The organism is Aeromicrobium piscarium (assembly GCF_007421815.1).
In the GTDB taxonomy this organism is placed as follows: domain Bacteria; phylum Actinomycetota; class Actinomycetes; order Propionibacteriales; family Nocardioidaceae; genus Aeromicrobium; species Aeromicrobium piscarium.
Map to the genome: position 1 here is coordinate 123,703 of NZ_VLNT01000007.1, position 25,436 is coordinate 149,138.

At 67.5% G+C, this 25,436-nt stretch carries 27 protein-coding genes and 1 other RNA gene; 16 read left to right on the forward strand and 12 right to left on the reverse strand.

Annotated elements, in window-relative coordinates; translation table 11 throughout:
• Nucleotide 1: 1 nt before the first annotated feature.
• Nucleotides 2-760, reverse strand: coding sequence for a YaaA family protein (locus FNM00_RS10550; protein ID WP_143913407.1), 759 nt, complete (start codon nt 758-760; stop codon nt 2-4).
• A 196-nt stretch (nt 761-956) separates the two neighbouring features.
• Entirely contained in the window at nt 957-1,538 is a 582-nt protein-coding gene (locus FNM00_RS10555) for a TMEM165/GDT1 family protein (RefSeq protein ID WP_143913409.1), read from the reverse strand.
• A 252-nt stretch (nt 1,539-1,790) separates the two neighbouring features.
• Here FNM00_RS10555 and rnpB point away from each other — a divergent pair.
• Nucleotides 1,791-2,178, forward strand: an RNA gene (gene rnpB, locus FNM00_RS10560) — RNase P RNA component class A.
• A 70-nt stretch (nt 2,179-2,248) separates the two neighbouring features.
• On the opposite strand, the gene FNM00_RS10565 is transcribed toward rnpB, so the two are convergent.
• Both FNM00_RS10565 and FNM00_RS10570 read right to left on the reverse strand, forming a co-directional pair.
• Nucleotides 2,249-3,400, reverse strand: coding sequence for a site-specific integrase (locus FNM00_RS10565; protein WP_143913412.1), 1,152 nt, complete (start codon nt 3,398-3,400; stop codon nt 2,249-2,251).
• Nucleotides 3,400-4,182, reverse strand: coding sequence for a hypothetical protein (locus FNM00_RS10570; protein WP_143913413.1), 783 nt, complete (start codon nt 4,180-4,182; stop codon nt 3,400-3,402). Before FNM00_RS10570 ends, FNM00_RS10565 begins: the two co-directional genes overlap by 1 nt.
• A 133-nt stretch (nt 4,183-4,315) precedes the next feature.
• Here FNM00_RS10570 and FNM00_RS10575 point away from each other — a divergent pair, with 133 nt between their 5' ends.
• The 7 genes from FNM00_RS10575 to FNM00_RS10605 all read left to right on the forward strand — a co-directional run bounded on the left by FNM00_RS10575 (nt 4,316) and on the right by FNM00_RS10605 (nt 9,543).
• Nucleotides 4,316-4,501, forward strand: a complete 186-nt coding sequence (locus FNM00_RS10575) for a helix-turn-helix domain-containing protein (protein ID WP_143913416.1) — start codon at nt 4,316-4,318, stop codon at nt 4,499-4,501.
• The gene (locus FNM00_RS10580; protein ID WP_143913418.1) at nt 4,498-4,950 is read left to right on the forward strand and encodes a hypothetical protein; all 453 of its coding nucleotides are present in this window, start codon (nt 4,498-4,500) and stop codon (nt 4,948-4,950) included. Before FNM00_RS10575 ends, FNM00_RS10580 begins: the two co-directional genes overlap by 4 nt.
• A complete protein-coding gene (locus FNM00_RS10585; RefSeq protein ID WP_143913419.1) occupies nt 4,947-6,263 on the forward strand; it encodes an AAA family ATPase in 1,317 nt (438 codons plus the stop codon). The genes FNM00_RS10580 and FNM00_RS10585 overlap by 4 nt, the downstream gene beginning before the upstream one ends.
• 229 nt (nt 6,264-6,492) lie before the next feature.
• The gene (locus tag FNM00_RS19540; protein WP_425456808.1) at nt 6,493-6,690 is read left to right on the forward strand and encodes a WhiB family transcriptional regulator; all 198 of its coding nucleotides are present in this window, start codon (nt 6,493-6,495) and stop codon (nt 6,688-6,690) included.
• Nucleotides 6,691-6,889: 199 nt separating this feature from the next.
• Nucleotides 6,890-7,153: a hypothetical protein gene (locus tag FNM00_RS10595; RefSeq protein WP_143913423.1), complete on the forward strand. Its 264-nt coding sequence runs from the start codon at nt 6,890-6,892 to the stop codon at nt 7,151-7,153.
• Between the two features lie 455 nt (nt 7,154-7,608).
• Complete coding sequence (locus FNM00_RS10600; protein ID WP_185973096.1) at nt 7,609-8,787, forward strand: phage major capsid protein; 1,179 nt, start codon at nt 7,609-7,611, stop codon at nt 8,785-8,787.
• A 342-nt stretch (nt 8,788-9,129) separates the two neighbouring features.
• Nucleotides 9,130-9,543, forward strand: coding sequence for a hypothetical protein (locus FNM00_RS10605; protein ID WP_143913427.1), 414 nt, complete (start codon nt 9,130-9,132; stop codon nt 9,541-9,543).
• 106 nt (nt 9,544-9,649) lie between these two features.
• Here the strand turns inward: FNM00_RS10605 and FNM00_RS10610 are convergent, their stop codons facing one another.
• The 5 genes from FNM00_RS10610 to FNM00_RS10630 all read right to left on the reverse strand — a co-directional run bounded on the left by FNM00_RS10610 (nt 9,650) and on the right by FNM00_RS10630 (nt 12,822).
• Entirely contained in the window at nt 9,650-9,874 is a 225-nt protein-coding gene (locus FNM00_RS10610) for a DUF2188 domain-containing protein (protein WP_143913429.1), read from the reverse strand.
• 317 nt (nt 9,875-10,191) lie between these two features.
• Entirely contained in the window at nt 10,192-10,422 is a 231-nt protein-coding gene (locus FNM00_RS19545) for a DUF3039 domain-containing protein (protein WP_143913431.1), read from the reverse strand.
• Nucleotides 10,419-10,685 carry an XRE family transcriptional regulator gene (locus tag FNM00_RS10620; RefSeq protein ID WP_143913433.1) on the reverse strand — a complete coding sequence of 89 codons (267 nt, stop codon included), beginning with the start codon at nt 10,683-10,685 and terminating at the stop codon, nt 10,419-10,421. Before FNM00_RS10620 ends, FNM00_RS19545 begins: the two co-directional genes overlap by 4 nt.
• A complete protein-coding gene (locus tag FNM00_RS10625; RefSeq protein ID WP_143913435.1) occupies nt 10,682-10,954 on the reverse strand; it encodes a hypothetical protein in 273 nt (90 codons plus the stop codon). Before FNM00_RS10625 ends, FNM00_RS10620 begins: the two co-directional genes overlap by 4 nt.
• A gap of 620 nt (nt 10,955-11,574) precedes the next feature.
• On the reverse strand, nt 11,575-12,822 hold the full coding sequence (locus tag FNM00_RS10630) for an ankyrin repeat domain-containing protein (RefSeq protein WP_143913437.1): 1,248 nt from the start codon (nt 12,820-12,822) through the stop codon (nt 11,575-11,577).
• Nucleotides 12,823-12,930: 108 nt separating this feature from the next.
• Here FNM00_RS10630 and FNM00_RS10635 point away from each other — a divergent pair, with 108 nt between their 5' ends.
• From FNM00_RS10635 to FNM00_RS10645, 3 genes are all read left to right on the forward strand, one after another.
• Nucleotides 12,931-14,100 (forward strand): sensor histidine kinase, encoded by a 1,170-nt coding sequence (locus FNM00_RS10635; RefSeq protein WP_143913439.1) that lies wholly within the window; start codon nt 12,931-12,933, stop codon nt 14,098-14,100.
• Nucleotides 14,097-14,726, forward strand: coding sequence for a response regulator (locus FNM00_RS10640; RefSeq protein WP_143913441.1), 630 nt, complete (start codon nt 14,097-14,099; stop codon nt 14,724-14,726). Before FNM00_RS10635 ends, FNM00_RS10640 begins: the two co-directional genes overlap by 4 nt.
• A gap of 80 nt (nt 14,727-14,806) precedes the next feature.
• Nucleotides 14,807-15,643, forward strand: coding sequence for an aldo/keto reductase (locus FNM00_RS10645; RefSeq protein ID WP_143913443.1), 837 nt, complete (start codon nt 14,807-14,809; stop codon nt 15,641-15,643).
• Between the two features lie 95 nt (nt 15,644-15,738).
• On the opposite strand, the gene map is transcribed toward FNM00_RS10645, so the two are convergent.
• The gene (map, locus tag FNM00_RS10650; protein WP_143913445.1) at nt 15,739-16,593 is read right to left on the reverse strand and encodes a type I methionyl aminopeptidase; all 855 of its coding nucleotides are present in this window, start codon (nt 16,591-16,593) and stop codon (nt 15,739-15,741) included.
• 64 nt (nt 16,594-16,657) lie between these two features.
• On the opposite strand from map, the gene FNM00_RS10655 reads away from it, so the two are divergent.
• Together FNM00_RS10655 and FNM00_RS10660 are read left to right on the forward strand one after the other, a co-directional pair.
• Nucleotides 16,658-17,470 carry an ion transporter gene (locus FNM00_RS10655; RefSeq protein ID WP_143913447.1) on the forward strand — a complete coding sequence of 271 codons (813 nt, stop codon included), beginning with the start codon at nt 16,658-16,660 and terminating at the stop codon, nt 17,468-17,470.
• A 4-nt stretch (nt 17,471-17,474) separates the two neighbouring features.
• Nucleotides 17,475-17,669, forward strand: coding sequence for a hypothetical protein (locus FNM00_RS10660; protein WP_143913449.1), 195 nt, complete (start codon nt 17,475-17,477; stop codon nt 17,667-17,669).
• A 97-nt stretch (nt 17,670-17,766) separates the two neighbouring features.
• On the opposite strand, the gene panB is transcribed toward FNM00_RS10660, so the two are convergent.
• Together panB and FNM00_RS10670 are read right to left on the reverse strand one after the other, a co-directional pair.
• Nucleotides 17,767-18,636 (reverse strand): 3-methyl-2-oxobutanoate hydroxymethyltransferase, encoded by an 870-nt coding sequence (gene panB, locus FNM00_RS10665; RefSeq protein WP_143913451.1) that lies wholly within the window; start codon nt 18,634-18,636, stop codon nt 17,767-17,769.
• 52 nt (nt 18,637-18,688) lie between these two features.
• Entirely contained in the window at nt 18,689-20,455 is a 1,767-nt protein-coding gene (locus FNM00_RS10670) for an NAD+ synthase (protein ID WP_143913453.1), read from the reverse strand.
• A gap of 215 nt (nt 20,456-20,670) precedes the next feature.
• On the opposite strand from FNM00_RS10670, the gene FNM00_RS10675 reads away from it, so the two are divergent.
• The 3 genes from FNM00_RS10675 to FNM00_RS10685 are packed head-to-tail and all read left to right on the forward strand — an operon-like array spanning nt 20,671 to nt 25,320.
• Nucleotides 20,671-22,008 (forward strand): glutamine synthetase family protein, encoded by a 1,338-nt coding sequence (locus FNM00_RS10675; protein WP_143913455.1) that lies wholly within the window; start codon nt 20,671-20,673, stop codon nt 22,006-22,008.
• Nucleotides 22,009-22,012: 4 nt separating this feature from the next.
• Entirely contained in the window at nt 22,013-24,913 is a 2,901-nt protein-coding gene (locus tag FNM00_RS10680; protein ID WP_143913457.1) for a bifunctional [glutamine synthetase] adenylyltransferase/[glutamine synthetase]-adenylyl-L-tyrosine phosphorylase, read from the forward strand.
• The gene (locus FNM00_RS10685; RefSeq protein WP_221933682.1) at nt 24,910-25,320 is read left to right on the forward strand and encodes a PaaI family thioesterase; all 411 of its coding nucleotides are present in this window, start codon (nt 24,910-24,912) and stop codon (nt 25,318-25,320) included. Before FNM00_RS10680 ends, FNM00_RS10685 begins: the two co-directional genes overlap by 4 nt.
• The last annotated feature ends 116 nt before the right edge of the window (nt 25,321-25,436 follow it).

Below are 25,436 nucleotides of genomic sequence, written 5' to 3' on the forward strand. Positions count from 1 at the left end.
GTCAGAGCTCGGCGACGACGAGATCCAGTCGGGAGCCGTCGAGCTCGACCGTCCATCCGAGGTCGCGGAGCGCGTCCGCCAGATCGTCGGGATGCTTGGCATCGATATCTTCGCTGAGCAGGCGACGGACCACGCGCCCCTTGGTCGCCTTGTTGAAGTGGCTGACGACGCTGCGCTTGCCGTCCTTCTCGTGCAGCACCCGCATCGTCGCCGAGGTGACGCCGGCGGGTGGCTTGCCGAGGTTCACGTAGCCTCCCGACCGCAGGTCGACCACGAGGTGGCCGTCGGCGAGCTCCTCGATCGCGGTGGGGAGGAGCGGCTTCCACCGTGAGGCGACGGTGCCGAGCCGGGGGAGCGAGACCCCGGCGGAGAGCCGATAGGCGGGGATCGGGTCGCCGGGGCGGACGAGGCCGAAGAGGGCCGAGGTGATCGCGAGGGTCTGATCGGCTCGGGAACGCTCGTCGTCGGTGAAGGAGGCGGGGTCGAGATGCTCGAACAGCACGCCGGTGTAGACGGTGTCGGCCCGAGCCGTCGGCTCCTCGAGCAGGGCGGAGTTACGGGCTACGGCCTCGGCCTGAGTCGCACCCAGCCCGAGCACTTCCATCGCCCGCTGCTCGCGGCCGGAGCAGAGTCTCACCAGCGCCTTGAGCAGTTGCTCGCGCTGCCGGTTCAGCTGCGGCAGGGAGAGCGCGGTCAGATCCAGGGGTGCGCCGTCGGCCGGGCGGGTCTTGCCCTCGGATGGCGGAAGGAGGATCAGCACCCTGCGAGCCTACCGATGCGCGCAGCCGGCCCACCTGGTGGCGGTAGGCCATCAACCTCACGTCCCCGGTGGCGGTACCTGGTCAACCTCACGTCCCCGGTGGGGGTAGACCATCAACGTCATCGAGGCTCGATGAGGTTGATGGTCTACCGCCACTCAGGGCGAGAGGTTGACCAGGTACCGCTCCCGGAGGGTGTCAGACGGTTCGGACACCCTCGATGATCAGGATCACGGCGAAGATCGCGAAGGCGGCCGCCGCACCGTACTTGATGAACTTCTCCGGCAGGCGCTTGCCGAGCAGGAAGCCGACGACGATGGCCAGGGCATCGGCCGCGACCATCCCGACCGTGCTGCCGATCCACACCCCGAACCAGTCCTCGCGCACGGCCAGCGTGATGGTGGCGAGCATCGTCTTGTCCCCGAGCTCGGCGAGGAAGAAGGCGACACCGACGGCGACGAGCGCTTTGCCGGTGCTCTTGCGCGCCTTGTCGGCCTCGTCCTCGGTCAGCTCGTCACCGCGCAGAGTCCAGAGCGCGAAGGCGATGAAGGCGACGCCCGCGGCGATCGAGATCCAGCCTTGATAGTCCGAGAACGCCTCACCGACCCAGTAGCCGATGCCCACCGATGCCAGGTGCACGATCGCGGTGGCGGCGGTGATGCCGATGAGCACATCGCGCGCACGGTACCGGGAGGCGAAGGTCATGGCCATCAGCTGGCTCTTGTCGCCCAACTCGGCCACGAAGATCACCACGGTGCTGAGCACCAGTGCTTCCCACATGAAAAAAGCTCCTCGTCCGGGTCCGGACGAAGAGCCGCGTTCGACGAGTCCTCGACCGGACTCGTGAATACAACGATCCGGTCGAAAGTCTCGTCCGCCAGTGACCTGGCCCGCTGCACCGGACCGGCCGGAGCCGTTCAGTATGTCGACGCAGCGATTGGGGACTACTCCCTTTCGAATCGCCACGTTATCAGGGCGGCGGGCCGCGGTGCACCGTGATCTGGGTCGCACGAGTACGATCGGACTCGCGAATGAGCCGGCCGGGCGGCCGCGGCATCGGTGACGATGTCGAGGAAAGTCCGGACTCCGCAGGGCACGGTGGTGGCTAACGGCCACCCACGGCGACGTGCGGGACAGTGCCACAGAGAGCAGACCGCCAGCGGCCCCTGTCGATGACAGGGGTGCGGGTAAGGGTGAAACGGTGAGGTAAGAGCTCACCAGCGCGGCGGGCGACCGTCGTGGCTCGGTAAACCCCACCGGGAGCAAGACCAAGAGGGCCTTCGGGCCTGCGCTGACGGGCGGCCCGTCCGATGTCAGCGGGTAGGTTGCACCGAGGCGCGCAGTGATGCGCGTCCCAGATGGATGGTCGCCCCTCGCCTCCGGGCGAGGACAGAATCCGGCTTATAGGCCGGCTCATTCGCCCCACGGCCTCTGACCTGCGCAAACTCTTCGTGACCCTGCGAGTAGTCCGCAGAGAGTCCGCAGCAAGGTCACGAAGTCTTCTCGGTCGCACCACCTCCTTCGATTCGGTGGCTGAACGCCGCGTCGACGGCCGCGCGGGTCGTGTCGTCGGAGTCCGGCCACAGGTGGCTGTAGGTGTCCAGGGTCTCGGCGGCACTCGCGTGTCCCAGCCGAGCCTGGACGGTCTTGACGCTCTCGCCGTGGCGAATCAGCAGTGAGGCGTAGAGGTGTCGCAGGTCGTGAAAGCGCGTGCCCTCGGGGAGGCCGGCGGACTTGACTGCTGGCCGCCAGACCGCATCGCTGAACCGCGACCGCCGGTAGGGCGCACCCTCCGGGGCGCTGAACACGAGCTGTTCGCCATCGAGGTCGGCGGTGCCGTGCGCGGCAACGTGAGCAGCCAGCGCGTCGACAACGACCTGGGGGAGCGGGACGTCGCGCACGCTCGCGTCCGTCTTCGGTCGGACCAGCTTCGGCCCCGCTTCGAGATACTGGAGCTGGCGGTTGACGGTGACCGTGCGACGCAGGAAGTCGATGCGATCGATGGTGAGGCCGAACGTCTCGCCCTGCCGCAGCCCGGTTCCGGCCGTGAGGGTGACGAGCGCCTTGAGGTGCTCGGGCATCGCCTCGGTGAGCCGGTCGAGCTGATCCATCGTCATCGGGATGACCTTGGACTTCTCCGGCTTCGGCAAGCGGGTGTCAGCGCATGGGTTGGAGGCGATCTTGCGATCCCTCACCGCCGCAGCGAACACGCCGTGAATCATCCCGTGGACGACCGCGATCGTCCGGGGCTGAAGCGCCCCGCCGTTCTTCCGGTCGGACTCGGGATCTGGCGTAGCGAGCCGCTGGACCCACGCCTGCACGTCACTCGGTTTGATATTGGCGATCGGTACGTCACCGAAGGCCGGATAGACGTGATTGCGGAACTGGCTCTCGGTGCGCTGGCGCGTGGTCTCGCGGTGCGGCTGTGCGCGACGCCATTGCTCGGCGTACTCCCTCAACGTGGTCTTGCCGGCGTTCGGGTTGACGTACTGCCCGGTGACGATCGAGGTAGTAACTTCGTCGAGCCATCGCTGAGCATCGACCTTGCGGTCGAAATGCTTCGCGTGCTCCTTGTTGGCGTTGTCCCGGTAGCGGGCGCGCCACTTGCCGTTGGGTCGTTTTGCAATGCTCTTACTCGCCATCAGCCTGCCTCTCCTTTGGTTCGGGCGGCTCGTCGACGTTCGCGCTGGGACTGGTTCCTGGCATGCTGAGGGCTGCAGAACTTTGCTCCCCGTCGTCCCTCGCGCTGCGCGGCGCGGCCAATCTGGCGCTTAAACCTTCGACCACAGGTCTCGTCAGCGCAGTAGCTGTAGGGGAGACTCTCGGCCAAGTCGTTGAAGATCAGGACGCAGGCCACTTCGAACGTTGACGCGATCGCTAGACGTGCGTCGGTCCCCGCAGGGACGACAACTGGATGCACCACTTTGAGCCCCCTATTCAACAAGTCGGAGAACACTCGCCAGCCCCCGTCCTCAACATCGGCATCCAGGATCTCGCCGTTGAGCCTCTCGTCCGTGTCCCTCAAGTCGAAGGCCCCCGCGTGCTGCCAAATGGGCCCTACGGGTTCCCCTCGTAGCGCAGCCTCGGCATGGTCAGCCAGCAGGCGAATGAGCGTGACGCCGTGTGCAAGCTGCCGCAGTGATGCCTGCGTGGACCGGAGACCTGGCACGGGCGCAAACGGAAGATCCATTCGACTCTCGGCCAGCGGGGCTGACGGGTCGACGGGGCTGACGGCGTGTCTCGGATCGCCGTAGGACTCTACGAATGACACGAGCTGGTCGGCGTCATCGACATCGAAGTCGAATACCTCCCGGAGGTGCATTTCCCGGGGCGCTTCTCGAGACGTTTCACCCATTAGCTGCTCGGTGCCGTGTTGCTCGAACCAGTCGATGTGATCCGCGTGGCAGGTGATCGGATCTCTCACGCGGAGTAGCGGAACGGGGAGGGGGTCGGGCGGACGAAGTGAGTAGCGAAAGTGAGGCTCAGCCATGCTTCACATCTTGACGGACGATGAATAGCGTTGTCAAAACATAATCGCTACTCAGGCAGGAGAAGTTATGACGCTCCCGAAGTTCCTCACCACAGAGGAGTTGGCCGAGCTGGTGCGCCAACCCCCGGAGACCGTTCGCTACTGGCGTCACGTCGGGAAGGGACCTGCGTCGTTCAAGCTCGGCCGTCGTGTGTTGTACGAGCGCACTGACGTGGAGGCCTGGATAACCGAGGCGAAGGCGGGTGCCGTGTGACCACTGAAGTGAAAAGCCGCCCCAGGGGCGAATCTGGGGCGGCGAAGAAGCTCGGAGACGGTGGCTTCACGGTCAACGATACCGATGTTCAGCGTAAGTCGTTCGCCCTCGCGAAGATTAACGCGGGTCGCGGTCCGATCCCGAAGTACGGTTCGGCGGAGTGGGTGCTGTTGCCCGCCGACGATCCTCGTCGTGAGGCCGCGATGGCGATCGCTGCCGAGGCCTGGTTCTCCGAGGGTCAGCCCGACGTCATCGCCGGTCGCTTCTTCACCGAGCTGTACGCCGCCAGCAAAGCCGCCAAGGTCGCCGAGGACGAGGACTACCAGGCTGCCGTGGCTGCGCACCGCGAGTACTGGTCGAAGGCTGCTGCTCGTCGTGCCGGCCGGTATCCGGTTCGGCGTACCAGCAATGTGGTGCCGTTGCGGCCGTCCGGTGGCGATGCGGCGTGAGCGAGGATTTCGAGCTTCAGCGTCAGATGCGGGTGACGTGGGCCGATGGGATCGAGCCGGAGCCGGTGGTATGGGCCTGGCGTGATGCCGCCGAGGGCCGGATACCGGCGGGGTCGTTGTCGGTGGCCGCTGGCCGTGAGGGGACTGGCAAGTCGTCGTTCGGTATCTGGCTGGCTGCCCAGATCACCAACGGCCGGTTGCCGGGCTCGTTCGCCGGTCGGCCTCGACGGGTGTTCTACGTCGCGGTGGAGGACTCGTGGAGGCACACGCTCGTGCCGCGGCTGCTGGCTGCTGGTGCTGATCTGTCGTTGGTGGGCCGGCTGGATGTGGTCACCGAGATCGGGGACGAGGTGGTGCTGACGCTGCCAAGCGACAACAGCCTGTTCGAGACCGCCATCGCCGAGCACGACATCGCGCTGGTGGTGATCGACCCACTCATGAGCGTGATCGGTGGCCGGATCGACACCCACCGTGAACGGGACGTGCGGACCGCGCTCGATCCGTTGGCGAAGATCGCTGACCGGACCGGCTCGGTGGTCCTCGGCATCGCTCACTTCAACAAGGGCGCTGGTGCCGACGCCGCGAGTCTGATCACCGGGTCGGGTGCGTTCAAGAACGTCCCTCGTTCGGTGTTCGGATTTGCTCGTGATGAGTCCGACGAACAGGGTGGCCGGGTCATGTCCCAGGTCAAGAACAGCCTGGGCCGCGACGATCTGCCGAGCCTCGGTTACCGGATCGAGGGCACCACCATCACCACCGCCAAGGGTCCGGCCGAGACCGGCACCTTCGTGTTCACCGGCGTGTCCGAGAGGTCGGTCGGAGACGTGCTCCGCGACAGCCGCCTCGACCCCGAGGAACATGACGAGCGCCGCGATGCAGCCAGCTGGCTAATCGCCTACCTGACCGAGTGCGGCGGTGAGGCACCGTCCAGGGACGTCTTCAAGGCCGGGAAGGATGCCGGCGGATGGAGCCAGCAGTCGCTGCGGCGGGCCAGGGGCGTGCGGGTCAAGTCGTTCAAGGAGGGGATGAGCGCCGGCTGGGTCTGGAAACTGACCGACGCGATCTTGCCCGAAGATGACACGAAGATGACGAAGGTTACAGGGGCCGAGAACCCGGCATCTTCGGCACCTTCGGTGTCACCTTCTACTGCCGAACCGCCCGAAGGGTGCACGAAGAGTGCGAAGAGTGCAGAGCCTGAGAGTTCGCACCCTTCGCACCCTTCGGAGCCGGACGTCCTCGACGAGCTGGTGGCCGGATTCGGTGAGAACTCGAACGTCGTGCCACTGCGCGGCGAGGGAGGCGACGCGTCATGACCGTATTGCTGACGGACTGCCGGCGCTGCGCCATCGGGCTCGTCTGCTGCTACCGGGCTCAGCTCGGTGGTGACTCTGCCTGTTGCCCGGACTGCACCCACCGGCTCGAAGGGGTGACTAAGCGGTGACAGTCCCCAACTACCGGACGACCCCGGCACGGGCGGAAGCACTGGCTGAGCTGTACGTCGCGATCGGCCGAGCTGACGACAAGGGCGAAGTCGTGCCCTGCGTGGCCTCGTCCTCGGGATGGTGGCTGTCCGATGACGCCGAGGAACAGGAAGCGGCGGCGTGGCGGTGCATGCAGTGCCCGGTGATCACGAGCTGCGCGGGCTACATCGAACATCACGGCGAGCTGGCCGGGGTCTGGGCCGGGATCACACAGGGGGATCGCACAAAGAGGACGAGGAAGACGGGAGAACCATCATGACCGCGCGTTCACACACCCGCAGCCGTGAGCGGCGTAAGCGGTTCCGGGCGAACAGTCGCCGGATTGGCCGGGAGCGTCACGAGTTCGTTGAGGTGACGTTCCAGCAACTCGCTCGAATGCTCGTCGATGAGGGCAAGGCATCGCGAGCGATTCTCGGCCCTCAGATACCCACACATCACAGGAAGCAAGGAGACGACGCATGACCGAAAGACTGACTGCCAACGTCAGGCCCGTTGACCACACGCGGAGCTTGCGCGTGCTGTTGGCTTGGCTGACAGGCGACAAGCTCGCGCTGGACTATGTCCTGGAGGAGGTCATGGACGAACCCGCCGGCGTGCCCGGCCTGCTGTTCGCGCTGACCGGGTTCACTGCCGAGCTGACCGACAAGTGCTTGCCGGATGCCGTTGAGCAGTTGCGCGCCTCGCTGGCCGCGCAGGTTGGCGACGAGGAGGCCGACCAGTGAGCGCCGCAGGGTGGCTGCGCTCGGCTACAACACCGGCCGACGATCCAACAGAGCGCATCATCGGTACCTCTGGCGAAGGCAGGGTACTGGTGGTCACAGCGACCGACGAGGACGGTGACCCGACCGAGTACACGTGGATGTCCCCGGCCGTCGCCGACCACTACGACGTGCGGGTGTGGTGGCAGTGACTTCGCCAGCGATTGGTGGGATGATGAAGGCAGCGTCGATGAGACAAGACCCTTATCAAGGGACGAGGAGCCGCGAGGCCAAGTTCCGAGGAACGAGAGTCGAGGATCGAGTCAACGTCAGAGGTACGGCCAGCGGTAGCCAATCCGTCCGCCTTCTGACCTCGCCAGATGCAGCAGACGCCAGCGGTAGCCAATCCGTCCGTGATCGAAGCGCACTGGCCGACATCGAACTCCGCCTACGGGCGCAGACTCCATAGGAGAACTCTCATGAGCACCATCACGTCACTCGAAGCACAGCGCTCGCAGGTGCTTCTCAAGGGCCAGGCAGTCATCGACCGAGCCAAGGCCGAGAACCGCGATCTCACCGCGAGCGAGATCAAGCAGGTCGATGAGGTACACGACCTCGTGCGCGGCGAGATCGATCCTGCCATCATCGCCGCGAAGAAGAAGGCCAAGGACTCGTCCGCGCTGTTCGACGCGATCGGTGCGCTCGGCAACGATGAATCGACCAGCGATGCCTTCCGCTTGTTCGGTCGCGGCGCTAAGTCGCACGCAGCGAACGTCGCCGAACGAATGCTGGACCGCTCCGCTTTGGGTGACGGCCGCAAGGCACTGTTGACCGGAGCCTCGGTTGAGCTTGATCCTGGTGCCGCCAGCATCAGCCTCGATATCCACAACGACCCCCGCCTGCCTCTGACATTCCTGGAGCTGCTGCCCGGTGTCCGCCGTGAAGCTGCCCAGTACGTGTACATGCAGCAGGTCGGCCGCGATAACCAAGCGGCCATTGTCCCGGCGGGTGAAGCCAAGCCGACCAGCATCTACAGTGCCGGACCCAAGCAGGGTTCGCTGCAGGTCTTCGCCCACATGTCCGAGCCGATCGACCAGTATCTGCTCAGCGACGTCTCGACACTGAGCAACTTCCTGCAGGCCGAGATGCTCTACGGCCTGCAGGTCGCCGTCGAGGACGAGGTACTCAACGGCGACGGCAGCGCCGGCCATCTGACGGGCCTGCTGCAGACCTCCGGCATTCAGGTCCAGACCCCGGCCGCTGATGCCCTGACGACGCTGCGCGCGGCGGCGACCAAGATCGAGGTGCTGGGCTTCAACGCCAATGCCTTCGTGCTCAACCCGCTTGACTGGGAGGCGATCGAAACCGCCCGCAACAGCTCCGGGTCCTTCGACCTCGGTGGCCCGGTGGACCGGGCAGCCCGCACCGTGTGGGGCACCCAGGTCACCCTCTCCACCCGCCTGCCCCAGGGCACCGGAGTTGCACTGGACACGCAAGTCGTCTCGGTCGACTACGACTCGACCGGAGTGAAGTTCGAGGCTGGCACTGTTGGCGAGGACTTCTTGCGCAACCAGATCCGGTTCCGCAACGAGGGGCGCTTCGGAGTCGCGGTCTATCAGCCCGCTGGCGTCGTTCAGATCACCCTCAGCGACGACTGAGGGACACGCGGTGTCAACGTCACCCTCAGCCGATCCTTTTGACCTTCTCTCGGTGGTAGGGAGCGATGGCCGATAGCGGACCCTTCCAGTCCCCGCAGTGACTCGACCAGCACCGCAACGATGGGGCCGCCGACCTGGACTCGCTACGAGTCAGGTCGGCGGCCCTGCCACTTCGTTCCTGACCGCGACCCGAGGGGTAGTGGGGGTTCCGATCACTGGAGCGGACCCCGGTTCGACTGCCGCCGTCAGTCCTCCTACACACACGGCATTTTTTTGCAACGGACTCCCCGCACTTGACCCAAATGAAGTACGTGCGACGGCAGTGTTAGGTACGATCCCAGGGTGATCCGTGCCGCAGCGCTGAGCCTCGTCACTATGCTGCTGGTTGCCGGCTGCGGCACAGACGAGCGGGAAGCCGACTCCGATACTCAGCAGACACCCTCGACGCCCGCTGAGCCAGATTCTGCTTGGGAGGGGATCGAGGGACAACGTGTCACGCCTTCTGCCTCGTGCTTGGTCGCGATGCAAGCCGCGGCGGATGAGCCCGACAGCGATCGGGCCGATACCTTGATCAGAACCTCGCTCGATGAATGCTCCGGCGTAGACGAATGGCTTTCCGCGTTAGATGAACACCCCGGAGCCCTCGGCCTGACCGAGCACGCCGTCATCGGAGCGCTGGACCTTCGCGCGGCGTGCTTCCCATCACCTGATTCCACCGTCTGCCAGGACGCGAACGCGCGCGGCGTTACGCCCTGAACTGATCCCTCCACTCGTCACGTAGGACGAGCCGCGAATGGTCATCGCAGAATGAACGAGACCCCGAGGTATTTCCCCTTACCTCGGGGTCTCGTCACGTCAGGGCTCAGCCCTTGACGTTGCGCGGATCGTTCCCGTAGGAGTTCTTCGCGCCGATCGTGCCGTCCTTCTTCTTGATGAAGTGCTCGACCTCATCTCGCTTCGCAGCTGCACGACCATTCGCCTGCTGCTCGGCCTTCGTTCCACCGGCGCTGAACGCCCGGCTCGAACCTTGACGCCTGCTCTTCCACGTACCGTCTTCGTAGTACGTATCGATGTCACCCTTAGCCATCTCCCTCACCTCCTTTCGCTGGTTTGCGTTGAGCAGACCACACCGGCACGCTCAAATGCAGATGACACACGGAGGGACCATTCCGCTAACAGCGAACACCGAGTTACAGCAATGTCCGCGTGCGGAGCTGACCGCGAGAACCTTTTTCGCGGTGTCACGAAAAAGTCCGCCCCGCGCACGCGACATCAATTGCGGTTGCCGCAATTGATCACCCCGGCCCCGCACGTGGGGCAGGCGCCTCGCCTGACCACCGCGACCCGCTAACCTCGTGACGTTCTTCTCAAACGTACGAAACGGTCAGCGGGTCGCGGAAGGTGTCATGACCGGAGCAGCTCGTACCGCTCAGCGCACCTTGGGCAGGTGTTCGGCGTCCCACCCTGGCCCGTCCCGACAGGATCGGCGACTATGCGGCCACGGGCCCCGCATAGGGCCATGATCTTCACGCCGTCAACGACCGACCGCAGAATGTCGTCCTTGGGGTAGTAGTGGTGGACCTTCTTGCGCTTCGTGGCCGAGGTGGTCCGCTGGGTGACGGTCGCCGCGCTCATGCCACACCTGCCGGGGTGATCGTCCGGACGATGTTGAGGGCCTGCTCGATCAGATACCCGACGGGCAGGTTCAGCGCGGACTCGATCGCGACCAGATCGGTGACGGTGAAGCCGTCAATGCCGTCCAGGCCTTCGGCCATGTTGCCCGCGTCGATACCGGACCACTCGACGAGCTGATCCTCGGTGACCTCCTGAGCGTCCCTCGCGCGGCGGACCTCCGACGCGATCGCCCAGTTCACCGCCTCACGAAACTGAGGACTCATGCCGTCTCACCCCGCTCAATCCCGTCGAGAACGAACGAAGCGCGGAACAGCGCGTGCCCCAGCTCCCGCAGACCCTCGGCGGTCAGCTCGTCATCGGTCGGTGCGTCGAGGAACGCCACCGGGGCTTCATCCCTGACTCCCTGAGCCAGCGAGACCCTGTAGCCCCCAGGCCCCAGCTCGATCACGCCGTTGCACTGCTCATCCTCGGGATGCTCTGACAGGAAGTGATCGTCACACCACGATGGGCAGGTCATCGTCGCGGCGCTCATGCGACCCACCGCCCGAACTCATCGCGGCCCATCGCAGTCAGGCACTCGCCTAACTCCGCGCGAGCCTCCGACCTCGACGCGAACCCGCCGAATGTGATCTCGCCGCACTCGCAGCACGCGGCGAAGCCGTCACTGCGAGGAACTGCCTCGACCTGATGTTGTGTAGCTCGTTCCATGTCTCCATCTCCTTGCTTCCGATACAGAGCTGTCCGCAGACAGTCCGCAAAACGGTTCAAAACGGTATGCGTCAGCAAATGCTCACCAACGCCTGAAATCAATGTTTGTGCAGGTCAGAAGGTTTATCCATGGATAACCAACGGTAGTCATCGGAAGCTCATCAATATCCGGCTTATAGGTCGGCTCATTCGCCCTTAGGCTCTGACCTGTCCGGAGCTCGCCTGATGTCGTCGGCTGCCTCGCACGGAGGATGTGTTTCGGCGGTTGTCATAGCTACCACGGAGGCACATCCTTCGTGCAACCACGAAAGCACATCGTCCGTCCGGCCCCGTCGCGCCTGACGCCTCCGGTGAGCGGCACGCCCGTGCCCGACCCGAGTGGTCCTGGCCTCGCGGGGAGGGCTGCCCAGATCTCGACCATCGCGCCAGCGCCCACCGGGTAGGTCAGCCCGCCGTGACTGACCGCAGTGATGTCGCGATCTGGTCGTAGCCGCGCTGCTCGGCATGTGCCAGTGCCGTCATCCCGTCGTTGTCGGTGATCGACGGATCGGCACCGGCCTCCAGCAGAATGTCGACGATCCGCTGGTGAGCCTCGCCGCCGTCCCCGAGGATCACTGCCTCCAGCAGGGCCGTCCACCCCAACTGATTCACGTGATCGACATCGATCCCCGTCTGCACCACACGACGGACGTAGTCCACATGTCCGCGCTCGCTCGCCGGGATCACCGAGACGCCGCCGAAGCGGTTGACGATGGTGAGATCCGGTTCCGCCGGCAACAGTGTCTCGAGCATCGCGACACTCCCCGTCACCCCGGTGAGGAGCCAGGCCGTGTCGTGACGGTCGTCGAGCACATCGGGATCGGCGCCGAGCGCCACCAGCACTCGCGCGGCAGCCACGTGGTCGCCGATCGAGGCGTGCAGCAACGCCGTGCGGCCATCCTCGCCCCGCGCATCGATGTCCGCTCCCGCGCGGAGCGCCCGAGCGACGAGATCCGCATCGCCATCGGCAGCCGCGCGCAACAGGGTCGCATTCGCATCACCCTCCGCGACAGGCGCCGTCGTGGCCTCGAAGACGCCCACGAGGCCGGTGAAGCCGCGCTGCCCGGCCAGCTGCGTCGGCGTGAGACCCTGGCGATCCGAGCGACGGTCCGCTGTCGCCCCAGCGGCGATCAGCACTCGTACGGTCGTCGCGTAGTCCGCATCGTCACGCCCGAGCCACGCCGCCTCGTGGATGGCCTGATAGCCCAGATTGTTGACGTGATCGAGGTCGACACCGGTCCGTACCAGATCACCCACCACGTTCGCATGACCGCGCTCGGCGGCCCGGATCAGCGCAGTGCCCTCGAAGGAGTCCAGTGCCGTGACATCGGCCCCGGCGTCGAGGGCGAGCCGCAGGATGTCGAGATGGCCCTCACTCGCCGCGATCAGGAAGGACGACTGCTGTGTCTCGTCCTGGTGGTCGACGTCCGCCCCGCGCTCGATCAGATCGGTGACCGCGGGCACGTCGTTCGCCCAGGTGGCCTCGATCAACGCGGTATCGAGGTCCTCCTGGGACAGCTCTTCGGCGGGTGCCGTGCTCACGGAAGGAATCGTCTCAGCCGGCGGAACGGCGGCCGGCGTCGTGTCCGCACAGGCGGCGAGCAGCGCACCCAGCGCCAGCGTGACGAGCGGGAAGGAGACCGATGACCTCATGGGCCAAGCCTCTCGCGGTATCCAGCGGCGCAGCACCGTCGCTCGGCCATCGCGCGATAGCCGAAGGGATGATGCCGAGCGCGCCGCCTCCGCGTAATCTCGGCTCCCATGGACCAGGTGCGACGCGGTGTGCTCGGTGCCGTCGGCGGCCTCGACCGGTGGCTCGCAGGCGTCACCGCCGTCTTCGTCCTCGCCGCCACCGTCCGGTACATCGATCGCCACGATCCCGGCCCGGTGCTGGCTGCCGCGGTCGTGCTCACCATCGCGGTGGTGTGGTGGGCCGCGCGTCATCCCCGCCGGCCTGCCGTCGACGCGGCCTTCGCCATGGTCGTCGTGGCCCTCTGGGCGGGCCTGACCTTCGCTGCCCCCTCCTTCGCCTGGGTCGCCGTGCCCCTGGCGTTCATCGTCTTGCGGTCACTGCCGCAACCGTCGGGCGGCGCGGTGGTCCTGGCGATGGCCCTCGTCGTCGTCATCGCCGGATCGCGTTTGAGCGACCGTTTCGACCCCACGCTGATCGTCGGACCGCTGGGCCTCGCGGGCATCGCCGTCGCCGCATATCACGGGCTGCAGCGTGAGTCCGAACGCCGACAGTCGCTCCTCGACGAGCTCACCGCGGCGCAGGAGCTCCTGGTCGCCGAGCAACGCACCGTCGGAGCGTTGCGCGAGCGCACCCGCCTGGCGCGCGAGATCCACGACTCGGTGGGACAGGGCCTCTCCAGCATCGTGTTGCTGCTCGACGCGGCACGCCGGTCCTGGGAGAGCGACCCGGATCGTGCCCGCGAGAACGTCACGATGGCCGAGGGCAGTGCGCGGCACGAGCTCGTCGAGGTGCGGCGCGTGATCGGCGACCTCGCACCAGCCGCTATCCACACGGGCGAGCAGCTGGTCGGCGCGATCGACGCACTGCTGCGCCGCGACGCGCCCCCGGAGATCGAGGTCGAGCTGCGGGTCGACGGCGACCGCGAGTCGCTGGCGCCAGGCGTCGTCCACACGGTGCTCGCCACCGTGCGGGGCGCCGTCGCCAACAGCGTCGAACACGCGCGGGCGTCGAGGATCGTCGTGACGCTGGTCTTCCACCCCGGCCGGCTCACCCTGGACGTGCACGACGACGGGCGCGGCTTCGATCCCGCAGGCGTCGGGTCGGCGGGGGAGCGCGGCCGCGGCCTCGGCGGCCTGCGATCCCGGGCTGAAGAAGGCGGCGGTGAGGTCATGATCGAGTCCACCGTCGGCGAGGGCACCACGGTGAGCCTGCACCTGCCGCTCGAGGAGGACGCATGATCCGGATCGTGCTCGTCGACGACCATCCCGTGGTCCGGGCCGGAGTGCGGGCGCTGCTCGACGGCGAACCGGGGCTCTCGGTCGTCGGTGAGGCGGGCGATGCATCATCGGCGATACGTCTGATCGACACCGCCGCACCCGATGTCGTGGTCGTCGACCTCAACCTCGGGGCTGGGGACGACGGCATCGAGCTGACGCGCGCCGTACGCGCTCGCGTGCCCGCACCCGAGGTGCTGATCCTCACGACCTACGACACCGAGGCCGATGTCGTCCGCTCGCTCGACGCGGGAGCCCGCGGCTATCTGCTCAAGGACGTCCCTGCCGACGAGCTGTTCTCGGCGATCAGGCGCACGGCGCGCGGCGAACCGGTGCTGGCGGCGCAAGCGGCAGCCACCTTGGTGCGCCGGTCCACGGCCCCCGAGGGAGCCGTCACCGAACGTGAGGTCGAGGTGCTGGAGCTCCTCGCGCGCGGATCGTCCAATCGTGATCTCGCCCGCGCGCTCTTCATCTCCGAGGCCACGGTCAAGTCCCACCTCGCGCACCTCTACACGAAGCTCGGGGTCGACAGCCGAGCCGCAGCGGTCTCCGTGGCGATCGAGCGTCGGATCATCAGGCACCGCGGCTGACCTATTCCCGCGCGATGCCGCGAGAAAGGTCACCACCGGCCACCGTGCCGTCTGCCGCGGCGCGAGCTAGCGTCGCAGACATGGCTTCTGTACCCACCATCACGCTCAACAACGGGGTCGAGATCCCCCAGCTCGGATTCGGCACCTATCAGGTCCCGCCCGAGGACACCAAGGCCCGCGTGCTCGATGCCTTCGAGGCCGGCTACCGCCACATCGACACCGCACAGATGTACGGCAACGAGGAGGGCGTCGGCGAGGCCGTCACCGCATCCGGTCTGGCCCGCGACGATGTCTTCGTGACCAGCAAGCTCAATAACAACAATCACGAGCCTGATCGCGTGCACGCCTCGCTGGACGAGTCGCTGGAGAAGCTGGGCCTCGAACGCCTCGACCTCTTCCTGATCCACTGGCCGCTGCCGGGCATCGACATCGACTTCGTCGACACCTGGAAGGCCATGGAGGAGGCTTACCGCGCGGGCAAGACGCGCGCCATCGGCGTCTCCAACTTCCAGGCGCACCATCTTCGCCGGCTGATCGGCGAGACCACGATCATCCCGGCGGTCAACCAGATCGAGGTGCACCCCTTCCTCACGCAGGACGACCTGCGGGCCGTCAACGCCGAGCACGAGGTCGCCACGGAGGCGTGGTCGCCGCTCGCGCAGGGTCAGGTCTTCGAGAACGAGGCGATCAACGCCATCGCCGAGAGCATCGGTCGGGCGCCCGCGCAGGTCGTGCTCCGTTGGGCGATCCAGCGCGGCGACATCGTGTTCCCGAAGGCGTCCTCGCCCGAGCGGGTCGCACAGAACTTCGACCTGTTCGGCTTCGAGCTCTCCGATGCCGATATGGCCTCCATCTCGGCCCTGAACGAGGACCGTCGCGTAGGCCCCGATCCGGACACCTTCAACTACGTCCCGTAGGAGATCCCTCGCCTTGGACCGAGATGTGCTCCCCGATCGTCAACCCACGCCTAGCCCGGGTGACGAATGGGGAGCACATCTCGGTTCTGGCCGGGTCAGGGCAGGGTGAGGACCTCCGCGCCGTCGTCGGTGACGAGGAGGGTGTGCTCGAACTGGGCGGTGCGGCGGTGGTCGCGGGTGACCGCGGTCCACCCGTCGTCCCAGAGGTCCCACTCGATGGTCCCGAGCGTCAGCATCGGCTCGATCGTGAACGTCATGCCGGGGACGATCAGGGTGTCGGCGCTCGGATCGTCGTAGTGCGGCACGATGAGCCCGTCGTGGAAGGCCGGTCCCACTCCGTGCCCGGTGAAGTCACGCACGACGCCGTACCCGAAGCGGCGCGCGTACGCCTCGATCACGCGGCCGATCACGTTCAGCTGACGACCCGGGCGCACCGCGTTGATCGCGCGTCGCAGCGACTCTCGCGTGCGCTCCACCAGCAGTCGCGACTCCTCGTCGACCTCCCCGACGAGGTAGGTCTTGTTGGTGTCGCCGTGGACGCCGCCGATATAGGCCGTGATGTCGATATTGACGATGTCGCCGTCGGCGAGTGGCCGGTCGTCGGGGATCCCGTGGCAGATCACCTCGTTGATGCTGCTGCACAGGCTCTTGGGATAGCCGCGGTAGCCGAGGGTCGACGGGTAGGCGCTGTGGTCGAGCAGGAACTCGTGGCCGACGCGATCCAGCTCGTCGGTGGTCACGCCCGGCGCGATCGCGACCTCGACCGCGTCGAGGGCCTGTGCGGCGATCCTTCCCGCGACGCGCATGGCCTCGATCATCTCGGCATCGCGCACCGAGGGCCCGCGATAGGGGAGCGGCGCGGCCTGGCCGACGTATTCAGGCAGGTCGATGGACGAGGGGACCGGCCGCTGAGGCGAGACATGTCCGGGCAGGATCGAGGGAGCGAGCACCGGGCGATCCTATCGGGCACGTCATCGGCGAGAATGGTCCGCGATCGCCGACGAAAGGTCCCGTATGCCGCAGGCCGACGCTCTCACCGCCCGTGAGCGGGTCCGCCGCCTCGTCGACTCCGGTGCCTTCCAGCGCGTGATCGTCGTGCTGATCGTCCTGAACGCCGCCGCTCTGGGCCTGGAGACCTCACCGGAGATCATGGAGCGTTGGGGCGGCATCGTCGACAGCGTCGCCTGGCTGACGGTCGGGGTCTTCGTCGTCGAGATCGGCCTGCGGATCTTCGCCCACCGGGCTGACTTCTTCCGCGATCCGTGGAGCCTGTTCGACCTCTTCGTCGTGGCGATAGCGCTGATCCCGGACTCCGGGGCCTTCGGCGTCCTGCGCGTGCTGCGGGTCCTCCGGGTTCTGCGGCTGCTGTCGACCGTGCGATCCATGCGACGCGTCGTCGGCGCCCTCATCGCCACCATCCCGGGCATGCTGTCGGTCGGGACGCTGCTGATCATGATCCTCTACATCGCGGCGGTGATGGCGACGCAGATGTTCGGCGGGGTGGCTCCCGAGGCCTTCGGGTCGCTACCGCGGGCCCTCGTCTCGATGTTCCAGATCATGACCGTCGACAACTGGACCGTGGTGATCGGTCCGGTGGTCGAGGTGTACCCCTGGGCCTGGCTCTTCTTCATCGGCTATCTGCTGATCACCGCGTATGTGGTGTTGAACCTGTTCATCGCCGTCGCTGTGGAGGCCTTGGACCACCAGCGCGGCGACGAGCCCGATGAGACGACGGTGGCCATCACCGAGCTCCGCGACGAGGTCCACCGTCTGCGCGAGCGACTCGACTCCTCGTCCGGCGACCGCAGCGACGATGCGGCACGATGAGCCCATGAACGACGTGAAGCCCCAGTACTACTACTGCGTCAAGCACCATCGGGTCGAGGGCGAGGACGGCTGCCGCGCGATCGACCGGCTCGGCCCCTATGACACGCGAGAAGAGGCCGAGCGCGCCCTCGAGACCGCCGAGGCCCGTAACGAGGAATGGGACAACGACCCGGTCTGGAACGATCCCGAGGACGACTGACCCCGAGGGCCCTCCGGGCGCGACTTTCGCCGGGCTGTGGCCCCTGGTCGCGTCGCCGCGGGGCCACAACCCGGCAAAAGGTGAACCGGAGCCTCTGTCAGCTGTCGAAGGAGTGCTCGGCGGCCGGGAACGTGCCGCTGGCGACATCGTCCGCGTACTCACGCGCGGCCTCGAGCATCACACCGTGCAGATCCGCGTACTTCTTGACGAATCGCGGCGCACGCCCCGTGTTGAGGCCCATCGCGTCCTGCCAGACGAGGACCTGCGCATCGCAGCCCGCTCCGGCGCCGATGCCGATCGTCGGGATCGTGAGCTCGGCGGTGACCTGTTGGGCGATCGGGGCGGGCACCATCTCCATGACCACCGAGAAGGCGCCGGCCTCCTGCACGGCGTGGGCGTCGGCGAGCAGTCGTTCGGCCGCCTCCCCGCGTCCCTGGACCCGGTAGCCGCCGAGGGCGTGCTCGGACTGCGGCGTGAACCCGATGTGGGCCATCACCGGCACGCCCCCCTCGGTCAGCTTGGAGATCTGGGGCGCCATCTCCGCACCCCCCTCGAGCTTGACCGCCTGCACGCCGGCCTCCTTCAAGAACCGGACCGCGGTGTCATAGGCCTGCTCGGGTGAGCGCTGGAAGGATCCGAAGGGCAGATCTCCGACGACGAGCGCACGCGGCGCGGACCGTGCCACGGCACGGGCGAGCGGGATCAGCTCGTCGACCGTGACCGGCAAGGACGTCGGATTGGCGAAGACATTGTTGGACGCCGAGTCGCCGACGAGGAGCACGGGGATGCCGGCCTCGTCGAAGACACTCGCCGCGCCTTGGTCGTACGCGGTCAGCATCGCCCAGCGATGTCCTTCGGCCTTCCACTTCTGAAGATGGTGCGTGCGCACCTTCTTGACCGATGGGTCGGTGGTGGGTCCGCCGCCGTAGGGCGAGGGCTCCTCGGCAGGGGTCAGTGCGGTGTTCATCTGGTGATCTCCTTCTCGCGGCCCCGGGCGGGGTCCACGGACGAGATTCAGACTACAAGTCCTCGCGCCACCGGTTGGTGATGGGGACGCGCCGGTCGCGACCGAAGTTGCGGCGGCTGATCTTCGGTCCCGGCGGGTACTGACGGCGCTTGTACTCGGCGCGATCCACGAGCGTCACGACACGCTGCACGAGTTCTGGGGCGAAGCCCTCGGCCACGACGGCACCGGCCCCGAGGTCGCGCTCGACATAGGCGTCCAGGATGGCGTCGAGCACGTCGTACTCGGGCAGCGAGTCGGTGTCGAGCTGGCCGGGGCGCAGCTCGGCCGAGGGTGGCTTGCTGATGGCGTTCTCGGGGATAGGCGGCGTCTCACCGCGCGACTCGGCATAGGCATTGCGCCACCTCGACACCTCCCAGACGAGGGTCTTGGGCAGGTCCTTGATCGGCGCGTAGCCGCCGACCGCGTCGCCGTAGATGGTCGAGTAGCCCGTGGCGAGCTCCGACTTGTTGCCGCAGGCCAGCACTAGGTGGCCGTGCTGATTGGACAGTCCCATCCAGATGACCGCCCGGATGCGCGCCTGCAGATTCTCCTCGGCGAGCCCGTCGAGGTGGAGGGCCGCCTGATAGGCGTCGAAGATCGGCGCGATGGCGACGGTGTCGAGCGCGAGGCCGGTGCGGCGGGCGAGCTCCTCGGCATCGGACCGGGAGTGATCGGTCGACCACTCGCTGGGATTGGAGACGCCGAAGACCCGGTCCGGGCCGAGGGCGTCGACCGCGATCGCGCCCACGAGGGTGGAGTCGATGCCGCCCGACAACCCCATCAGCACGGAACGGAAGCCGTTCTTGTCCACATAGTCGCGTAGGCCCAGGACGATCGCCCAGTAGCGTTCGCCGACGTCGTCCCAGCGTTCGGCGACTGTGGGCGCGATCGGCTCATAGGGGGCGACGGGATCGCTGCCGATGATGGAGCGCTCGACCAGCAGGCCGTGGAAGCGGGTGCCCGGCTCGGGCATGGGGGCGGTCGCCGCCGGCAGGTCCAGATCGACCACGAGCAGCTCGGTCTCGAACTGCGCCGCGCGGGCCACGAGCTCGCCGGCGGCATCGACCACGAGGGAGTCGCCGTCGAAGACGAGCTCGTCCTGACCGCCGACGAGGTTGACATAGGCCAGGGCGCACTCACCCTCCCGCGCCCGGCGCGCGCACAGATCGAGCCGCGCGTCGTCCTTCGCCGCCTCGTAGGGGGAGCCGTTGAGCACGACCAGCAGTCCGGCCTCGGCGGCCTTCGCGGCGGCCGAGGGTCCGTCCTGCCAGATGTCCTCGCAGATCGCGAGCGCGATGTCGACGCCGCCCACCTGCACGATCTGGGTCTCGTCGCCCGGGACGAAGTTGCGGAACTCGTCGAACACGCCGTAGTTGGGAAGGTGGTGCTTGTCGTACCGGGTCACGACCCGGCCGCCGGTGATGACCGAGGCGGAGTTGGTGGGAGCGTTCTTCGGGATGCCGAGCCGGTCGGGCATCGCCTCCAGCTCCCGCGGCTTGGCGCTGTCGAGGTGCCCGAGGATGACGACCAGCTCGCCGAGCCCCTCGTCGACGAGGCGTCCGGGCAGCGCGGCGAGGGCCTCCTGGGAGCGGTGGATGAACGACAGGCGTCCGGCGAGGTCCTCGACCGGGTAACCGGTGAGCGCCATCTCGGGGAAGACGACGACGTGGGCACCACGGGCGGCGGCCTCCCGCGCGGTGCTCACGATGATCTCGGCATTGCCGTCGATATCGCCGACGGTGGGATTGACCTGAGCGAGGGCGAGACGCAGTTGGGGCACGACACCAGCCTAGGGCTCCCCCAGCGAGGGCGGTGACCTACGCACGTCTCCACTCCATGGGCGGTGGGATAGGCACGTCTCGAGCACACGAAGAGGTGCCTATCGCACCGCTGGCCTGCGGGAGGGGTGCGTAAGTCACCGCCCCGCGGGGGTGAGGAGAGGATGCGGGTGCCGGCAGCGCGCCCGAGGCCGTGGCCCACCCCTAGACTGGCCGCATGGGTAAGCAGGAGGAGTTCGTACTGCGGGCGCTCGAGGAGCGCGACGTGCGTTTTGTGCGCTTGTGGTTCACCGATGTGCTCGGCTCGCTCAAGTCGGTGGCGATCGCCCCGGCCGAGCTGGAGGGCGCCTTCGGCGAGGGCATCGGCTTCGATGGCTCGGCCATCGAGGGCTTCGCCCGCGTGCACGAGGCCGACATGCTCGCCAAGCCCGACCCGTCGACCTTCCAGATCCTGCCGTGGCGCGGCGAGACACCGGCCACCGCGCGCATGTTCTGCGACATCCTGATGCCCGACGGCAGTTCCTCGTACGCCGACCCGCGCCACGTGCTCAAGCGCGCGCTCGGCAAGGCGGCCGATGCCGGCTTCACGTTCTACACCCACCCCGAGATCGAGTTCTTCCTGCTCAAGGGCAAGCCCGGCCGCGGGGAGCAGCCGGTGCCCGTCGACGACAGCGGCTACTTCGACCACACCGCGCAGGGCGGCGGCCAGGACTTCCGGCGCGAGGTCATCACGATGCTCGAGTCGATGGGCATCTCGGTCGAGTTCAGCCACCATGAGGGCGGACCCGGGCAGCAGGAGATTGACCTGCGGTACGCCGACGCGCTCTCCACGGCCGACAACATCATGACCTTCCGCACCGTCGTCCGCGAGGTCGCCTTGAGTCAGGGCAAGTGGGCCTCGTTCATGCCCAAGCCGTTCTCGGAGCATCCCGGGTCGGGCATGCACACCCACGTCTCGCTCTTCGAGGGCGACGAGAACGCCTTCTACGAGGCGGGCGCGGAGTACCAGCTGAGCAAGACCGGCCGCCAGTTCATCGCCGGAGTCCTGGAGCACACGCCCGAGATCACCGCCGTCACGAACCAGTGGGTCAACTCCTACAAGCGACTCGCGTGGGGCGGTGAGGCGCCGAGCTACGTGTGCTGGGGGCACAACAACCGGTCCGCGCTGGTGCGCGTCCCGATGTACAAGCCGCACAAGAGCGGCTCGGCGCGCATCGAGCTGCGCGCGGTCGACTCGGCGTGCAACCCGTACCTCGCGTTCGCGCTCATCCTCGCGGCGGGCCTCAAGGGGATCGAGGGAGGCTACGAGCTGCCGCCGGAGGCGGAGGACAATGTGTGGTCGCTCAGCGAGAACGAGCGCAAGGCTCTCGGCATCTCGCCGCTGCCGCGCAATCTCGACGAGGCGATCCGCGTCATGGAGACCAGCGAGCTGGTCGCCGAGACGCTCGGCGAGCACGTCTTCGACTTCTTCCTGCGCAACAAGCGCGCGGAATGGCAGGACTACCGCTCGCAGGTGACCCAGTTCGAGATCGACCGCCTCATGCCGATCGTCTGACGCCGTGGAACTGTCTCGTCTCGGATTCCGCTCGCCGGAGGCGGCCGCCGCGCGGCTCGCGGAGATCGACGGGTGCCCCGACGACCTCGTCGAGCAGGTCGCGCAGGTCGCCGATCCCGACACCTGCCTGGCCTCGCTCGCTAGGATCGCCGAGCACATCGACGGCGGCGCTCCCGCGCTGGTGGCGCTGCTGAGCGGTGACGAGGAACTGCGTTTGCGCCTGCTGGTCGTGCTCGGCACCAGCGAGGCCCTGGGCGACTTTCTCGCCCGCCATCCCGAGTACGTCACCGACCTCGCCGAGGGTGAACTGCTGACCCGGCCCGCGACCATCGACGAGTACCGAGTATGGATGCGCACGGCCACGGACGCCGACGAGCTGCGCGTGCAATACCACCGGGCGCTGCTGCGCATCGCCGCGCGTGATCTGACGGCACTCACGAGCTTCGCCGAGTCTTCCGGAGAGTTGGCCGATCTCGCCATCGCCACCCTGGACGGCGCGTTGGCGATCGTCCAGGGCGAGGAGGAGAAGTCCGAGCTGACCAGGCTGTCCATCATGGCGATGGGCAAGACCGGCGGCCACGAGCTCAACTACGTCAGCGATGTCGACGTCATCTTCGTGTACGAGGCGGCCGAGGACGCCGACGACAACGCCGCCCTCGTCGTCGCCACGCGGATGGCCTCGGCGGTCATGCGGATGTGCCGCGAGCACACGCCGGAGGGCACCATCTGGGAGGTCGACGCCAACCTGCGGCCCGAGGGCAAGAACGGCCCGCTCGTGCGCTCGCTCGGCAGTCACGTCGCCTACTACGAGAAGTGGGCGAGCACCTGGGAGTTCCAGGCCCTGCTCAAGGCCCGCTACGCGGCCGGCGACGCCGAGCTGGCGCAGCGGTATCTCGACGAGCTGGAACCGATGGTGTGGTTCGCCAGCACGCGCCCGAACTTCGTCTCCGATGTGCGTTCGATGCGCAAGCGCGTCGTGGACAACATCCCGCACACCGAGCGCGAGCGGCAGCTCAAGCTCGGCCGCGGGGGACTCCGCGATGTCGAGTTCGCGGTGCAGATGCTGCAGCTCGTGCACGGCCGCGCTGACCCGTCCGTGCGCGACCGCACGACCGTGCTCGCCCTGCACGCGCTGACCGAGGGCGGCTATGTCGGGCGCCGCGACGGCGCGGCGCTGGAGGAGGCCTACGAGTTCCTGCGCACGCTGGAACACCGCATCCAGCTGTTCCGTCTCCGCCGCACCCACATCGTGCCCGAGGACTCCGAGGATCTGCGACGGATCGGGCGCAGCATGGGGTACCGGCAGAACCCGGTCGACAGCCTGACCAAGGAATGGCAGGCGCACCGCCGGGTCGTCAGCCGGCTGCACGAGAAGCTGTTCTACCGTCCGCTGCTCGACGCGGTGGCGAGCCTGCCGACGGAGGGCTTGCGGCTGACGCAGCTCGCCGCGGAGCAGCGGCTCGCGGCACTCGGCTTCGCCGATCCCGCGGGCGCGATGAAGCACATCGAGGCGCTCACGTCCGGGGTGTCGCGTCGTGCGGCGATCCAGCAGTCGCTGCTCCCGGCGATGCTCTCGTGGTTCGCCGAGTCGCCCGACCCCGACTCGGGACTGCTGGCGTTCCGCTCGATCTCCGAGGAGCTCGGGGAATCGCACTGGTACCTGCGCAAGCTCCGCGACGAAGGTGTGGCAGCCGAGCAGCTCGCCAGCCTGCTGTCGTCGAGCACCTATGTCACCCAGCTGATCACGCGGGCTCCCGATGTGGTCGCGCTCCTCGGCGACGACAGCGAGCTCGTCCCGCACGACCTGGACCGGCTGTCCACCGAGATGGCCCTCGCGGCCAAGCGGCACGACGTCCCCGATGACGCGATCAAGGCGATCCGCCGGGTGCGTCGCCGTGAGCTCGCCCGGGTCTCGATGGCCGATGTGCTCCGGATGCTCGATGTCGTCGCGGTGGGTGAGGCGCTCACCGCCATCAACACGGCGACCCTGCAGGCGGCGCTCGATGTGGCGATGGCGGCCTATGAGCAGCAGAAGGGCCCGGTCACGGTCCGCATGGCGGTCGTCCTGATGGGCCGCCTCGGCGGTTTCGAGGCCGGCTACGGCTCGGACGCCGATGTCATGTTCGTCCACGAGCCGTTGGAGGGTGCGGCCGACTCCGACGCGACCGCCTGTGCCACCTGGGTCGCTCAGACACTCCGTCAGCAGTTGGCGGTGGCCGGGGCGGAGCCGCCGCTGCAGGTCGACGCCGATCTGCGGCCCGAGGGCAAGAACGGTCCGCTGGTCCGGTCGCTGGCCTCCTATGCCGCCTACTACGCCAAGTGGTCAGACACCTGGGAGGCGCAGGCGCTGCTGCGGGCCACCGCGGGTGTCGGCGATGCGGACCTCTGCCGGCGGTACACCGAGCTCATCGATCCCTTGCGCTACCCCGAGGACGGTCTCAGCGAGCGCGAGATCCGCGAGATCCGCAGGATCAAGGCGCGGGTGGACGCCGAGCGGCTGCCCCGCGGCGCCAATCCGAACACCCACCTGAAGCTCGGTCGTGGCGGCCTCGCCGATATCGAATGGACGGCTCAGCTCCTGCAGCTCGAGCACGCCGGTCGCCTGCCGTCGTTGCGGACGACGCGGACGATCGCGGCGATCGACGCGGCCGCGGAGGAGGGCCTGCTGGAGCGCGAGGACGCGGACACCCTCATCGAGGCATGGACGATGGTCAGCCGGATCCGCAACGGCGTCGTGCTCATGCGCGCCAAGGGCGCGGAGTCGATGGTCGAGGCCAACGACGATCGGGCCCGGCTGGCTCACCTCATCGGCGACGGCGCGGACCGTTCCGAGGAGCTCGTGGACCAGTACCGCAAGATCACCCGGCAGGCTCGCAAGATCGTCGAGAAGGTGTTCTGGGAGTGAGCTCGATCGATGCCGACACCGCGCGGCAGGTGCTGGACGCACAGCCCTTCAGCCGAATGGTCGGCACCCGGCTCGCCGCGGTGTCCGAGACGACGGTGACGCTCGAACTCGAGCCCCGCGAGGATCTGCTGCAGCAGTACGGCTTCGTACACGGGGGAGTGCTGGCCTATCTCGCCGACAATGCGCTCACCTATGCCGGGGCCCTCGGCCTCGGGCCGAGTGTGCTCACCAGCGGCATGACCCTCGACTACGTGGCCCCGGCCCGTGCCGAGGGTGTGCTGCGAGCGGTGGGCACGCTGGTGTCCGCTGGTCGTACGAAGGCCACGGTTCGCTGCGATATCACGCAGGACGACCGCCTGGTCGCCACCGCCCTCGGCACCATCCTCGCCACCCGCCGCGACGCGTGAGGGTCAGCCGTCGCGGAGATCATGCTTGCGGGCGTGGTCTCGACTCGGCCGTCGTCCGTCGCTCGGGTCCCGCGGTGGTCGAGTAGCCGAAGGCCGTTCACGGCCGGCGCGCATCG